Origin of the sequence: Dyella tabacisoli, from assembly GCF_003350925.1 — a bacterium.
In the GTDB taxonomy this organism is placed as follows: Bacteria; Pseudomonadota; Gammaproteobacteria; order Xanthomonadales; family Rhodanobacteraceae; genus Dyella_C; species Dyella_C tabacisoli.
Window position 1 is genome coordinate 492,636 of record NZ_KZ857174.1, and the last position, 13,742, is coordinate 506,377.

A 13,742-nucleotide genomic window follows, 5' to 3' on the forward strand; every position below is an offset into this window, starting at 1 on the left:
CTGCGCGGCTTGTTATGCGAGGGCCCGAGATATCTGTTTGGCAGCAAAGACGACCAACTGAGCTGTGGCGATACTTTCGGAGCGTCCGCATTCCCAATGCGGACCTCATGCTTCCAAAGATGAGGCCGCAGCTCGGAGACTGCCATGGACGGACCGATTCCAATGAACTAAGCGATTGATCCGGTATCCGGCTCGCGTGCGCGTCGCGAAGGCCGGTCGATCCGTGGTGCGGCATAGTCACGACAACGACTGTCTTCTAGAGCGGGTCGGTCGTAGATATATCGTTCACTTGCGCCATTGTTACGTGTTCGAAGTCATCACCTTCTGGACGATCTTCCACGTTCCATCAACTTTCAAGCATGACAGCATGTCCGTGAAGACACGCGGCGGGACTTGCAATTTCACCTTCAAGACCGCGAGCTCCTTCTCGACATCTATGGATAGGATCTGGTCATCGCGCTCAAAGCCCTGTTGTTTTGGAGCTCTCGTGTTGCGTACGGCTGCTAGCCACGTCGCAATCGGCGTGACGCTCACGCTGCCGTCTTCGCCGATCTTTGTCACGGAACTCGATGGATGAAATAGGGATGCAAATTTCTCGGCATCCATTTCATAGGCGGCGTCGAAATAGGTCTGAGCGACCGATCGCAAAGCGAGATCATCCGAATACATAGTTGCCCTCGAAAGTTGTTGCGCCGAGCCGATTCATGCGGCCCGGCAATTCCATGCCAAGCGTCAAGCGCTTGTGCATCGGCCCAAAGTCTTGGCGTTACGTAACTGAAAGCCTAGGGCAGAGCCTCTTATGAGACTAGCCCTATTGCGAAGGATGGTGTCATGAGCAATATTCATAAATCATGAGAAACGAACTGAACGAACTCGCTACTTTTGCGATGGTTGCCCGAGAACGAAGCTTTACTCGAGCTGCGGCAAAGCTAGGTGTCTCGCAGTCTGCGTTGAGCCACACGATTCGTGGGCTCGAAGAGCGGCTCGAGTTGCATCTTCTCGCTCGGACAACGAAGAGCGTCGCGCCAACCGCTGCAGGGGCCGCTCTCTTGAAAGATCTGTCTCCGGCGCTTGAGCAAATAGCTCTGGCCCTAGACAGGGCGCGTAGCGTCCGGCGCCGCCCTGCGGGCCGTCTTCGAATTGTGATGTCACGCTCGGCCGCCGTAATGGTATTGCTGCCGCGGCTCACGGCATTCGCTGAGGCCTATCCCGACATCGTTCTTGACGTTGTCACCGTGACGGGTCCTGTAGATCTCGTTGCGGGCGAGTTCGATGCCGGTATTCAGCTCGGCGAGTACATTCAGAAGGACATGATCGCAGTGCGCGTCACGCCGGAGTTGCGACTGGCTGTAGTGGGATCGCCTAGCTATTTTTCGTCACGAAGCCTTCCGCAAAAGCCGAAGGATCTCAGTGATCATCGATGCATAACACTACGCCTTCCGGGCGGCCCATATCGATGGGAGTTCGAGCGCAGACGACAGTCGGTCACGATCAGCGTAAACGGCCCGCTCATAATCGACGATACCCACTTAGTGATTCAGGCGGCGCTCGCTGGAGCAGGCCTCGGTTTCGTTTATGAAGAGCAGGTGGCAGAGGACATCGCTAAGCGACGGCTTATCCGTGTCCTGGAAGATTGGACGCCGCCGATTCCCGGCTTCTTTTTGTACTATCCCAGTCGCCAGCATCAGCCTTCTGCGCTGTCTGCGCTAGTGAACGCGCTACGACTCTCGTGACAAGAATTGGGGTGCGCGAGATGACGCGGGATAGGCCTGGCGATCACGGCGGTTGGCGCAGGCATAGCCATTCGTCCAGCCAACGTCCGTCGGCCCCAGGGAACATAGGAGTCGTTATGTTGTCCTGCTAAGGGCTGCATTCAGCTCTTACTAATCAGGGAGAAATACATGCTGTTGCCGAAATTTCTCAAGGTTGCTTTGCTCACTGGAATCGTGGCCTCGTTCGCTGTCGAAGCGACCGACGCCGGCCCGTTAGGCAGCAGTAAGCCGAACCTGTTGGATGTCAGTCTTAATCCGAATTGGCACGTTTACGTCTACAACGATCAGGGCTTGACCTATATTCAGGTCAACGACCTGATCGGCCAGGTACGACTCATTGAAGCCACCGCCGGCACTGACGTCATCGTCCTGCCTATCGGCTCCGATGCGGGGCGCGTAGCGAAGCCGCATGACCAAGCGTCGATGTCGTCCAATGCTGTGCTGGTCTATCAGAGTTCGAGCTTGAAGCTCTATGCGAGCCATCCGGCATCCGCGGCTACGCTGCAAGCCCGGACGATGGATACCACTGCCCTAACAGCCACCGCTAATGGTGATGGAGAACGGGATAATCGCTCGCAGTCGAATCAAGCCAAGGCATTGCAGATGTGGCCTCAGGCGGTGGCCGCTGTCACCGATCCCCAATGGGTCAATCGCTTGCAGTAAAGCGTTCGGTAAGCAGGTCATTGCTGAGAGGGTGGCGATTTAGCAACCCAGCGAGCATGCGATTTGAGCCGAAATAGGCATCGGCTGTTCGCTGCCAAGTTGGCGCTAACTTCGGGCGCCAAAATTCAAGGGCTTACCTTCGGGTAGGCCCTTTTTGTTTTTCAACGGCGACTGCGTGTTTATCTCACAGAACCGCGCCGTTGCTGGGTCGCTCGCCCATCTTCAGTAGCGGTGGACCTCAGAGCCCGGCATGACCTCACTCCCATCGCATCGCTTGGCGCCGCGCATCAAACGCGGGCTTCGTCCGTTCATAGAACCAACGCACAGGCTCGCTGGGCTGCTCGACGGTCACTCATCACAAATGTCCCCGCCGTGCCGCTATGCCCTCGCGAACAGAACGTTGCGATGTTGCGGCGCAGCTTGATCTGCGGGTTCGCTCATCCAATGATCCGTCCGTACATCGCATTTGTATGATTAATAGACTATTGAAAAATGGATCGTTGGATCCGGTCTGGATTCGACTAGCAAGCATCCGATGAAGGGAAGGCACCATGGGTGCTGATTTACCTCGCTGCGCCGAAGGGGCTGCGGTGATGTTTACCGTGCAGCGATACCACTGAAACATTCAAACGACCAATTCGTGCAGCCGACTGACCAAAGGGGAGTGGAATGCAACGATATATTCTCGCGGGCTCGATCCAGCAGGCGTTGTTTGTAGTAACGGTTATCGCTGGCGCAGCGACTTGTAACAACGTATTTGCACAAGATGCGGCCGCATCATCCGGCACCACCGCAGCGGCAACTCAGGGAACTCCGCCAGCCGACTCGGCCAAGGAGAAGAAGAACGCCAAGGACGTGGTGCAGTTGAACGGTGTCAGCGTCACCGGGCAACTCGCCTCCATTCGCCGGGCGCAGGCGATCAAGCAAGACGCGACCGGCGTGGTAGATGCTGTCTCGGCTGAAGAGGCCGGCAAATTTCCCGACCCTAACGTAGCCGATGCCCTACAGCGTGTACCGGGCGTGGCCGTGGATCGCGGCGGCGGTGAGTCCAGCCGGATCACCGTGCGCGGCTTTGGTCCCGATTTCGTCAACGTATTGCTTAATGGCCGCACGATGGCCACCGACGCCACGGACCGCGCATTCAATTTCGACGTACTGCCTTCGCAGTTGATAAGCACCGCAGAGGTGAGGAAAACCGCATCGGCGGACGTGGCCGAGGGCGGCATCGGCGGCACCGTCAATATCATCACGGCACGTCCGCTGGACATGAAAGGATTTCATGCATCGGCCAGCCTTGCCGGCGTCAACGACAGCCTCAAGGCGAGCCCCAGCGGCGGCATCACGCCGCGTGCGTCGATGCTGTTGGGCAATACCAATGCGGACGGCACCTTCGGCTGGTTAATTGCGGGCATGTACGACCGGCGCGATCACCGCGAGCAGTCCATGAATACCCAGGGCTGGATCACTGGTCTCAACTACAGTCAGATCAATCCAGCCTATACGAATATAGCCTTGCCGCAGACGCTGACCGGCTCGGATTACGTACAAACCCGTACTCGGCGCGGCATTAGCGGCGCCATCGACTGGAAGCCCATCGAGAACCTGACCGTCAAGCTCGACACGATGATTTCGAACTACAAGATCGATTCGAAGTATCACGCGTTTGGCTCGTACATGAATACCAGCGATGTACAGGCGCTTACCGCCGATGCCAATGGCACCGCACTGAGCTACACACGCGGCCATACCGGCGTGTTGGCAAACGACTACATCGAGGAAAGCAACCCCCGTAACGCCTACAACGAGCAGACCGGGCTCAACATCGCTTACCAGATCAACAACTCCACTGTCATCGACTGGGATACGGCGGTGTCGCGCGCCTGGAACAAGGCATCGGCCGACAGCTACTTCTTTGTGGTCGGCACCCGCAACATCGGAGTCAATCCGGTGTGGACCAACAACGGCTCGTCGCAGATGCCGAGCTACAGCAACCTCATTTCGACCACCGATACGTCGAGCCTGCGCGCGCATTGCTGCACGCTCGGTGGCGAGTCGCCCAATACCAGTGACCGCATTTTGCAGAGCAAGCTCCATCTCGGCAAAAGCTTCTCCGAAGGCATGCTGGCCCAGCTCGACTTTGGTGCGGAAGGCTTGAAGCGAACCAAGACAGAGGTGAACTGGCGCACGCCGAACAGCCTGCTATGCGGCGAGTACTGTGGTTACGTCGCGGCCATTCCCGGCAGCAGCATCAACGCGCGCATCTATAACGCGGGCACGATGGTCAACGGCATCTCGCCGGGTTACCCCACCCAATGGCTGACCTACGACGTTCCCAAGCTGCTGGCTTATCTGGCGAGCCCGGCCGCTTATAACCAGTTGCCTAATCCCGCCGCCTTCGCCGCGGCGTTGGCCGCGAACGGCGGCGGCTTCACGGCCAGGCCGGATGCGACCAGCTACAGCCAGGTCGAAGAACGCACCAAGTCCGCGTATGCCAAAGCCAATCTCCAGGGCAGCTTGATGACCAAGCCATGGACGTTGGAAGTCGGCCTGCGCTACAGCCAGACCGACACCACCTCGCGCGCCTATTCGGTGCCATTGACCGCCATTACGGTGAACCCGAACGACACCAGCAATGCGATCCCGACCTATGGCTCACTCGCCCCCGTGTCGGCGACGGGGAGTTACTCCAACTGGTTGCCCTCGGCCAATTTCAAGTTGAGCCTGCGCGACGACATCATCTTTCGCGCGGCTGTCTCCAAGACCGTCACCCGCCCGGATCTCAGCAATCTCTCTGCCGCCACCAGTTACAACTTCCGGCCGGCGACGCAGGGTGTGACCGCGGGCAACACGGAGCTGAAACCCTATACGTCGAAGAACTACGACCTCGGGCTGGAGTGGTATCTCTCGGACACCAGCTATCTGGCGATCGGCGGTTTCGAAAAGAAGGTGAGCAACTTCACCACCCTGGTCACCACCAAGACCACGATTCTCGGCTTTCCCTTCGACCTGACCCGGCCGATCAATCTGAACTCGGCGACTATCAAGGGCGTCGAAGCTGCCGCCACCTATCAGTTGACCTGGCTGCCTGCACCGTTCGATGGTCTGGGCGTTTCCGCGAATTACACCCACGTTTCCAGCAGTGCGTCCGCCAGCGCTAGCGATATCGCAGGCGGCCACAAATTCGCGGTTCCAGGTATCGGCGACTCCGCCAACGTCAGCGGCTATTACGAGAAGGGTCCATTCCAGGTACGCCTGGCCTACAACTGGCGCGATGCCTATCTGGAAACCATCTCCGGCGACGAGAGCCAGCCGACCACGGTCAAGGCTTACGGACAGTTGGATATGAGCGCGAGCTATAAGCTGATGGATAACGTGTCGCTGTTCTTCGACGCCACTAATCTGACGCGCGAAAAGGTCTCTAAGTACCAGGTCTATTCGAACCGGCCGTCATATGCGGAAATCAACGGCAGGACGATTTCGTCCGGTATCCGGGCCTCTTGGTAAAGCACCTGCGGCCAATGGCCACTGATGGGACGACATACATTCATGATTACAACAAACTCTTTGCTACTTCGTTCGATGACGCGAAGACTGCTGCGCGCATCGGCCGGTCTCTGTCTTGCGCTGATGTGTGCCGCAAGCTTTGCCGGTACACCAGCGGTGCGCGCAGAAGCCCACGCCATGCGCATGGATCACGGCACCTTTCTGCTCGATGGCAAACCGTTCCGTATCATCTCTGGAGAAATGCATTACCCGCGCATTCCACGCGAATACTGGCCGGCCCGCCTGAAGATGGCGAAGGCCATGGGCCTCAACACGATCACCACGTATGTGTTTTGGAACGCGCACGAAGCCACACCCGGCACCTATGATTTCTCCGGCCAGAACGACGTCGCCGAATTCATCCGCGAGGCACAGAAGGAAGGCTTGTACGTCATTCTCCGTCCGGGTCCCTATGTGTGCTCGGAATGGGAGCTCGGCGGATTGCCCGCATGGCTGCTGAAGGACAAGCCCGCCAACCTCCGCTCGCTCGATCCGGCTTTCATGCAACCGGCAGAGCGCTGGCTGCATCGTCTCGGGCAGCAGCTCGCGCCGTTGCAGCTCGCCAACGGCGGCAACATCATCGCGGTCCAGGTGGAGAACGAGTACGCGAGTTTCGGCGACGATCATGCCTATCTCGATGGGATTCGTCAGCTATTGATACAGAGCGGTTTCGACAAGTCGCTGCTGTTTACCTCGGACAATACCGATCCAGGCAAGGGCGGGCTGGCCGACCAACTCCAGGTGATTAATTTCGGTACGGGCCACGCGGAGAAAAAGTTCGCCGAGTTCGAGAAGCGCAGGCCGCAAGGGCCATACATGGCGGGAGAGTACTGGGCCGGTTGGTTCGATCACTGGGGCGCGCCCCATCAAACCGCCGATGCCGGGCGCGAGGCGGAAGAGCTGTCCTGGATGCTCAAGCGCGGCTACTCCGTCAACCTGTATATGTTTCATGGCGGCACCTCGTTTGGTTGGATGAACGGTGCTAATTGGGACAACGAGAGCTATCAGCCTGACGTTACCAGTTACGACTACGACGCACCGTTGAATGAGAGTGGCCGGCCGACGCCGAAATACTTCGCCATGCGCAAAGCGATTGCCGACGCCGCAGGAGTTACGCCACCGGCCGTGCCGGCGACACCTGCGACTCAGGCGATCGATGACATCAAGCTCGGCGAGTCGGCCTCGCTCTGGAACAATTTGCCGGCACCGGTCAGCGCATCCGAACCGCGCACCATGGAAGATCTCGATCAGGCTTACGGTTACATCTTGTATCGGAAAGTTATCGCTGCCGACCGGCCTGGCGATCTGGTGATCCACGGGTTACACGACTACGCCGCGATCTACGTGAACCAGGTACTGATCGGCACGCTGGATCGCCGGCTGAAGCAGGACACATTGGCGGTCAAGCTCGCCAAGGGCGATACCCTGGACATCCTGGTCGAGAATGCCGGCCGCATCAATTTCAGCACGGAGATGCTCAAGGAGCGCAAAGGCATTACTGGCGAGGTCGCCCTGCGCGGTGAGGCATTGCACGACTGGAAGATCTACTCATTGCCGCTGACGCACGTCGATGGATTCACTTACAGCAGCAGGCCGTGCCTGCATGGCCCTTGCTTCTATCGCGGAAGCTTCCGCGCACCTGCGGCGGGGCGTGCGTCAGCGGATACGTTCCTCGACACCGCCGGACTCAACAAAGGTTTTGTCTGGTTGAACAGCCGGGCATTAGGGCGCACCTGGAAAATCGGCCCGCAACGCACCTTGTACGTCCCCGGCGCCTGGCTCAAGAACGAAGGCAACCAGCTCATCGTGTTCGATATGTTCGGCACCGACCACACCACCCTGCGGACATTGAAACAACCTGTTCTGGATGCGCCAGCGTCAGCAGCGCCTTGAAGCGACTTTCGTCCACAACCTGTCATGCCGTGACGCCAGGTACCGGCATATACGCATGCTTCCTCTTTGAATTGCAGCTACTTGGAGAAACTCGATGAAAGGCACCACCTCAACGATGGCCTGTATGGCGATGTTGTCCGCTTGTGTATTCGTCACCGCCGCCGGCGCAGAAGAAGGCAAGAAGATCGAGTTCAACGCCGACCTGCCGCAGATGGGATTCAATAATTGGAACTCCACGCACTGTCGCGACGAATTCAATGAAACGATGATTCGCGAAGTCGCTGACAAGTTTGTCAGCCTCGGCCTGCGCGACGCGGGTTACCGGCACATCAATATCGACGATTGCTGGGCTAGCTGGAAGCGCGATAAGGACGGCAACCTCACCGCCAATGCCACGCGTTTTCCGCACGGCATCAAAGCCCTTGCCGACTATATCCATGCACGCGGCTTTGCCTTTGGTCTCTACTCCAGTGCCGGCACCAATACCTGCGAACCGAACGAGCGCAATCGTGGCTTCCCCGGTGGCCTCGGTCACGAAAAACAGGATGCGGCGTTCTTTGCCTCGGTGGGCGCTGACTATCTGAAATACGACAATTGCAACAACCAGAAGGTACCGGCCAAGCAGCGTTATCAAGCGATGGGTGAGGCTCTTCGCGCGACCGGCAAGCCCATCTTCTACAGCCTCTGCGAATGGGGCGAGAACAAGCCATGGTTGTGGGCGAAAGATCCCGCCATCGGTGCATCCTCATGGCGTACCACCGGCGACATCAGTGACAAATACGCCTCGATGCTGAAGATCTTCAAAGAGAATGTGGTGCTGGATGCGTATGCCGGCCCCGGCCATTGGAACGATCCCGACATGCTCGAAGTCGGCAACGGCGGCATGACGGACGTAGAGTACCGATCCCATTTCAGTCTGTGGGCGATCATGGCCGCGCCGCTACTGATCGGTACCGATATACGCAAGATCAAGCCCGACGCCTTGGAGATTTTGCTCAACAAAGAAGTGATTGCGGTGGATCAGGATTCGTTAGGCGTGCAGGGCAAGCGCGTACGCGATGCTTCAGGCATCCACGTGATAGTCAAGCCGCTCAAGGATGGTAGCCGCGCTGTTGCAGTGTTCAACGAAGCGGACGCCGCGCAGGATGTTGCCGTGAGCGTCAAAGAGCTTGGCTTGCCGGCATCGGCCAAGTACCGCATGCGCGATCTTTGGCAGCACCGAGACACGCAGGGCGACGGCTCCGTCAAGCTGCGCCTGGAGCCTCATGCGACCGTCATGTATCGGATTTCTGCACCGTAAGGTCGATGCATAAAGACGCAAGGGAGCATGGATGTCCCTTGCGTTTGAAGCTTTCGTCCAACGAGCGGTAAGCATTCAGTTGGGCAACTGCGTGGTGAACTTGTAAACGATCAGATGGCGATAAGTCTGTTCCGAAGCAAGCCGTGCAAAGTCGAACTCTGGCTGGTTCGGTACAGGTCTACGGCATCTGGCAAGTTCACAATGAAGTACTTATAGTTTATTTGTATGATAAATGTCCGGTGTCGATGAAAGCACATCCTGGACGTGTCGCTCGCGGCAAGCAGCATCACGAGGAAGCCCATTTCATGAGGAAGCCGAACGCCGTTCGCAATCTGTATGGACACGTGATGCAAGAGATTGGTCAGCGCATCGTGAGCGGGAAAGTACGGCCGGGCGAGGTGCTTCCACGTGAAGAAACACTCGCAGAAAACCTGCAAGTCAGCCGCACCGCTTTGCGCGAAGCCATGAAGGTACTTTCCGCCAAGGGGCTGATCGAGTCGCGCGCCGGCGTAGGCGCGCGCGTACTGGAAGAACGTTTCTGGAATCAGCTCGACGCTGATGTGCTGACCTGGCGTTGCGCCTCCATGCCCACCGACGATTTCGTCGACAAGCTGGTGGAGATGCGCGAGATCATCGAGCCGGCTGCCGCCGCCGCCGCTGCGCGCCGCCGCACGGCGGAACAACTGGCGGATATCGAAACGGCCTATAAAGCGATGGATGCGGCACAGACGCTAGACGCGTGGGCCGAAGCGGATCTGCAATTCCACGATGCCGTATTGCAGGCCGCCGGCAACGAACTGATGTCATCGCTGTTCTCGGTGGTCGAGAGCGCGCTTGGCACGTTCTTCGTACTGTCCGCGCGCACCGCGAGTAACTTCAAGTATTCGTTGCCACATCACCAGAAGGTGCTGGAAGCTATTCGCCGCAAGCAGCCAGACGTCGCGCGCAAAGCTATGTTGGCCATGATCGCGGACTCCCAGTCGAACCTGCAGCGCAATCGCAGTCGCGCACGCAAGAAGGCGCATGCGTGATGACTCGCCTGCATGGGAGAGCAGACATGCCAATACCTGTTTGCGCACATCAGTACGACCCGACTCGAACGGAGCGACCGAGCCGGGCTGACATTTGACCCGCGATCATGACGCGCCGATCACCACCGAAGCTAACGGCTACGATTCGTACGAAGTATCTGACCAGCGAATACCAGTACTGACGATCTAAGCCATTTGGCTTGCTGGTCGCACCTGTGGCGAGGCTCCAGTATGCGCACGGCCATCTCGGCGATAGTCGCCGGTGTGCGAGGGAGGGAGGGCATGCAAGCTTCTGGGGAGATCGCTGGCGCGGATGCCTTGCCGTCGGTGCCGTTGGACGAACGTATCCAGGCATTGGACGTGCTGCGCGGGTTCGCCTTGCTTGGCATCTTTTTGATGAATGTGGACTACATGGTGCGCCCGCTGGCAGCACTCGACGGCAGCGTGCCGGCGAACCTGCGCGGACTGGACTACGCCGCCGGCTGGCTGATCTATACCTTCGTGCAGGGCAAGTTCTGGACTCTGTTCAGCCTGTTGTTCGGCATGGGCTTCGCGGTGATGATGACCCGCGCTGAGCGCGCCGGACGCGACTTCGTGCGGCCTTATCTGCGACGCAGCCTGGCCTTGCTGGGATTCGGCCTGATCCATGCCTGCCTGATCTGGGGCGGCGACGTGCTGATGAATTACGCCCTGGTCGCCTTTGTACTGTTGCTCGGTTTTCGGCGCATGCGACTGAACTGGCTATGGCGTTTTGCGCTGCTGCTGTTTCTGGTGCCGGTGCTGATGTCCGCGGTCGGCCTGGCGACGACGTACCACGCTCTGCACAGCAGCCCTGCGGCATACACCGAGAAAATGCACGAGCGCGAGCAAACCCATCAGAAGTGGCTGACCGAAGTGGGGGCAGCGGAGCAACTGCAGCGGCACGGCAGCTATGCGGCGATGTCGCGCCAGCGCGCCCAGGACATGATTAAAAGCCTGCCATGGATGGCTATAGGTGGCATGCAGATTCTCGGCGTGTTTCTGTTCGGCGCGTGGTTGATCCGTTCCGGTCGCATGGTTAAACCGCAAGCCCATCTACCGTTTTTCCGCGGCATGTTGATTTTGACGTTGCCGCTCGGCAGCCTGCTCGCACTGTGCAGCGCCTGGTGCGGCGTCACCACCATTCCCGGCGCAAGCACGCTGCGAGTCGGCATCGGCACAAGCCTGATGGACATCGCCAGTATGCTGATGTGCCTGGGCTACCTCAGCGTCATCGTGCTGTGGTTGCAGCACCCGCGCGGCGCGCGGGTGCTGGCCTGGCTGGCACCGGCTGGGCGCATGGCGTTGACTAATTACCTGCTGCAGTCGCTGCTCGGCACCTGGCTGTTCTATGGCTACGGTCTCGGTCTCGCCGGATACTTTTCGCGTGCATGGCAGGTGGTCTATGTACTGGTGTTCTATATCTTGCAGCTGCTGCTCAGCCGCTGGTGGCTGAGCAGCCATCGCTACGGTCCGATGGAATGGCTGTGGCGTTACCTGACCTATCTGCGCCAGCCGATTTGGTCTTCATCTCCTAGATGAGGATGCTTTCGCTGTACCTAACCTTGCTTGTAAGTCCGCTTCGGGCGGTGGACTTTGTTGCATAGCCGCGGCGTGTCGGTAGCGTCTGGTAGAGCGCGTCTGAGCACCGGTGGGTTTGATCTGACGAACCTTACTCACTGGGTTGCGGGAGTTGCCTGATAAAACACGTTGAGCCATTTTCCGTCGCGTTTTATCCACAAGGACGAAGCGTGACTGTCGAGTTGGAATGCCTTGCCATGATCGAGCCCCGATGCCTTCACAAGGTAAGTAATAAGCACTGCGTTCTCTGCAACGTAGTGAATGTCGAATCCTGAAAGATCGCATTGCTCAAACTGAATATTCGCATCCATGGCAGAAGCCTCGCTGAGTACTCTGTCCGCGGCGCCTGTTCCTGAGACCGTAAAGAAATCTGGCGCGTGGAAAGCTTTGTAGGAAGCTGCATCTCGCTTTATTGCTAACTCCCAGCTCAATCTCTCTTTGGCCATCAAGTGCTGCCCAATCACATCCCTCGATGTGACTGGTGGCTGGGTTTGGCTTTGCGGCGCGGCATAACAGGCGGCCGGGACCGAGACATTGAGCACCAACGCAAACGCCATCGAGGCAAGGAATGCGTTGCCCCGTTGCACGCACAGGGGAGCGTTCTTTTGAGTAAAAATTCGTTTATTTGTCATATAGATAGAATGATATTAGAGTGTCACTACTGTCAATCGAATATATTTCGTAAATATGGCTATAGAGGCGGATGTTGACCGAATAGACTTCGCCATTCTTCGGCTTTTGATGAAGAACGCGTGGCTATCAAATAAAGAGGTCGCGGCAGCTGTGGGCCTCGCACCATCAAGTTGTCATGAGCGCATCAAATCACTCAGGGCACGCGGCGTCCTTATGGGGGCGCACGCTGAGGTGAACCTTCAGGCGATCGGCTTCGCTCTGGGAGCTGTTCTGTTCGTGCAGCTGGGCAAGCTCGAAGGCCGAGTCGTTGACGCGTTTCTGAGTTCAACGGCCGCAGTTCCAGAAGTTCGTGGCGTATTTCTGGTGTCCGGCCGGTTTGATCTGATTGTCCACGTAGCTGTTCGCGATATGGAGCACTTGAAGGAAATCATTTCGCAACATTTCAATCGGCACGCTGTAGTGATACGCGTTGAAACATCCGTCGTGTTCAACCACGAAACACGGCATGCCATGCCGATTTCCGAGAGCGATGCACTTGCCTGACTAAGTTGGTTGCAACTTAGGGCGCCATATTTGAGAAGGCCTTGCAGTGATGCGAGGCCTTTTTTTGTCCTGTCATCAGGAGGTGGCCGCGCAGCGCACTGCCTGATCGGCCGTTGCACGGGCGCCACGAATCCGGCCGGCGTTGGATACGACTACGCTCAGGGCCTGGTCGGACTTACCGCGGACACAAAGAAGCAGGGTGATATTGCTGCCGCCGGCGCTGCCGTCGGCCTGGAATTGGATGCGGCGCCGGCCGGCGGTACCGAGAATGTTGATTTGTTCGCCATGGCTGTGCCCGGCCCGTGATGGGGCGCCGTCCGGCTGGTCTTTGTATTGCCGGTTATGGCCGAGCAACCAGCCGCCGCCCCACTGTATTTCATCGCTGCAGCTATGGCTGTCGCGAGTAGGGCAGAAGATGGTGCGGCTGCCGGTATGCACGGCTAGTCCGCGTGCATGTTGCAAGGCGGCGATGAAATCTGCTTGTGCGGTTCGCAGTTGATTGCGTGTGAGCACAGAGCCTAGGGATGGCAGGGCTACGCAGGTCAGTGTCGCCAGTATCGTCAGCACCATGATCTGCTCGATCAGCGTGGCGCCACGATTTCTGCGGAATCTGCTTGGTCCGGTGAGCATGTCCATTGCATCGCCTCCCTAAGTGGCTGGAGGATCATGCTAGGCGTAGCCCTGGCCGCCGCGGCAGCAGCCATCAGGCTGGCGTAGCGTCAGATACTGCTGACAAGCGTTGTCAGCATGGGCGATTTAGAATGA

Annotated in this window: 11 protein-coding genes; 8 read left to right on the forward strand and 3 right to left on the reverse strand. The window is 58.2% G+C overall.

What is annotated here, in order from left to right; translation table 11 throughout:
- Positions 1-300 precede the first annotated feature (300 nt).
- The gene (locus tag DVJ77_RS06215; protein ID WP_114844590.1) at positions 301-669 is read right to left on the reverse strand and encodes a nuclear transport factor 2 family protein; all 369 of its coding nucleotides are present in this window, start codon (positions 667-669) and stop codon (positions 301-303) included.
- 182 nt (positions 670-851) lie between these two features.
- Here DVJ77_RS06215 and DVJ77_RS06220 point away from each other — a divergent pair, with 182 nt between their 5' ends.
- From DVJ77_RS06220 to DVJ77_RS06255, 7 genes are all read left to right on the forward strand, one after another.
- A complete protein-coding gene (locus DVJ77_RS06220; protein WP_114844591.1) occupies positions 852-1,733 on the forward strand; it encodes a LysR family transcriptional regulator in 882 nt (293 codons plus the stop codon).
- Positions 1,734-1,901: 168 nt separating this feature from the next.
- Positions 1,902-2,435 carry a hypothetical protein gene (locus DVJ77_RS06225; protein WP_114844592.1) on the forward strand — a complete coding sequence of 178 codons (534 nt, stop codon included), beginning with the start codon at positions 1,902-1,904 and terminating at the stop codon, positions 2,433-2,435.
- Positions 2,436-3,104: 669 nt separating this feature from the next.
- Positions 3,105-5,939 carry a TonB-dependent receptor gene (locus DVJ77_RS06230; protein WP_114844593.1) on the forward strand — a complete coding sequence of 945 codons (2,835 nt, stop codon included), beginning with the start codon at positions 3,105-3,107 and terminating at the stop codon, positions 5,937-5,939.
- A gap of 75 nt (positions 5,940-6,014) precedes the next feature.
- A complete protein-coding gene (locus DVJ77_RS06235) occupies positions 6,015-7,871 on the forward strand; it encodes a glycoside hydrolase family 35 protein (protein ID WP_225427844.1) in 1,857 nt (618 codons plus the stop codon).
- Between the two features lie 94 nt (positions 7,872-7,965).
- Positions 7,966-9,171 (forward strand): alpha-galactosidase, encoded by a 1,206-nt coding sequence (locus DVJ77_RS06240; protein ID WP_225427845.1) that lies wholly within the window; start codon positions 7,966-7,968, stop codon positions 9,169-9,171.
- Between the two features lie 305 nt (positions 9,172-9,476).
- Positions 9,477-10,202 (forward strand): FadR/GntR family transcriptional regulator, encoded by a 726-nt coding sequence (locus DVJ77_RS06250; protein ID WP_114844595.1) that lies wholly within the window; start codon positions 9,477-9,479, stop codon positions 10,200-10,202.
- A 282-nt stretch (positions 10,203-10,484) separates the two neighbouring features.
- The gene (locus DVJ77_RS06255) at positions 10,485-11,762 is read left to right on the forward strand and encodes a DUF418 domain-containing protein (protein WP_162791386.1); all 1,278 of its coding nucleotides are present in this window, start codon (positions 10,485-10,487) and stop codon (positions 11,760-11,762) included.
- Positions 11,763-11,896: 134 nt separating this feature from the next.
- Here DVJ77_RS06255 and DVJ77_RS06260 read toward each other — a convergent pair whose 3' ends face one another.
- The gene (locus DVJ77_RS06260) at positions 11,897-12,433 is read right to left on the reverse strand and encodes a nuclear transport factor 2 family protein (protein WP_114844597.1); all 537 of its coding nucleotides are present in this window, start codon (positions 12,431-12,433) and stop codon (positions 11,897-11,899) included.
- Between the two features lie 55 nt (positions 12,434-12,488).
- Here DVJ77_RS06260 and DVJ77_RS06265 point away from each other — a divergent pair, with 55 nt between their 5' ends.
- The gene (locus DVJ77_RS06265) at positions 12,489-12,977 is read left to right on the forward strand and encodes an Lrp/AsnC family transcriptional regulator (protein ID WP_114844598.1); all 489 of its coding nucleotides are present in this window, start codon (positions 12,489-12,491) and stop codon (positions 12,975-12,977) included.
- Between the two features lie 75 nt (positions 12,978-13,052).
- On the opposite strand, the gene DVJ77_RS06270 is transcribed toward DVJ77_RS06265, so the two are convergent.
- Positions 13,053-13,613: a GspH/FimT family pseudopilin gene (locus DVJ77_RS06270; RefSeq protein WP_225427846.1), complete on the reverse strand. Its 561-nt coding sequence runs from the start codon at positions 13,611-13,613 to the stop codon at positions 13,053-13,055.
- Between the last annotated feature and the right edge of the window lie 129 nt (positions 13,614-13,742).

Excerpts from the sequence above, each read along its gene's own strand:
- DVJ77_RS06240 (WP_225427845.1), top strand. The coding sequence starts at position 7,966 with ATGAAAGGCACCACCTCAACGATGGCCTGTATGGCGATGTTGTCCGCT.
- DVJ77_RS06230 (WP_114844593.1), top strand. The coding sequence starts at position 3,105 with ATGCAACGATATATTCTCGCGGGCTCGATCCAGCAGGCGTTGTTTGTA.
- DVJ77_RS06215 (WP_114844590.1), bottom strand. The coding sequence starts at position 669 with ATGTATTCGGATGATCTCGCTTTGCGATCGGTCGCTCAGACCTATTTC.
- DVJ77_RS06225 (WP_114844592.1), top strand. The coding sequence starts at position 1,902 with ATGCTGTTGCCGAAATTTCTCAAGGTTGCTTTGCTCACTGGAATCGTG.
- DVJ77_RS06265 (WP_114844598.1), top strand. The coding sequence starts at position 12,489 with ATGGCTATAGAGGCGGATGTTGACCGAATAGACTTCGCCATTCTTCGG.
- DVJ77_RS06235 (WP_225427844.1), top strand. The coding sequence starts at position 6,015 with ATGACGCGAAGACTGCTGCGCGCATCGGCCGGTCTCTGTCTTGCGCTG.
- DVJ77_RS06220 (WP_114844591.1), top strand. The coding sequence starts at position 852 with ATGAGAAACGAACTGAACGAACTCGCTACTTTTGCGATGGTTGCCCGA.
- DVJ77_RS06255 (WP_162791386.1), top strand. The coding sequence starts at position 10,485 with ATGCAAGCTTCTGGGGAGATCGCTGGCGCGGATGCCTTGCCGTCGGTG.
- DVJ77_RS06260 (WP_114844597.1), bottom strand. The coding sequence starts at position 12,433 with ATGACAAATAAACGAATTTTTACTCAAAAGAACGCTCCCCTGTGCGTG.
- DVJ77_RS06270 (WP_225427846.1), bottom strand. The coding sequence starts at position 13,613 with ATGGACATGCTCACCGGACCAAGCAGATTCCGCAGAAATCGTGGCGCC.
- DVJ77_RS06250 (WP_114844595.1), top strand. The coding sequence starts at position 9,477 with ATGAGGAAGCCGAACGCCGTTCGCAATCTGTATGGACACGTGATGCAA.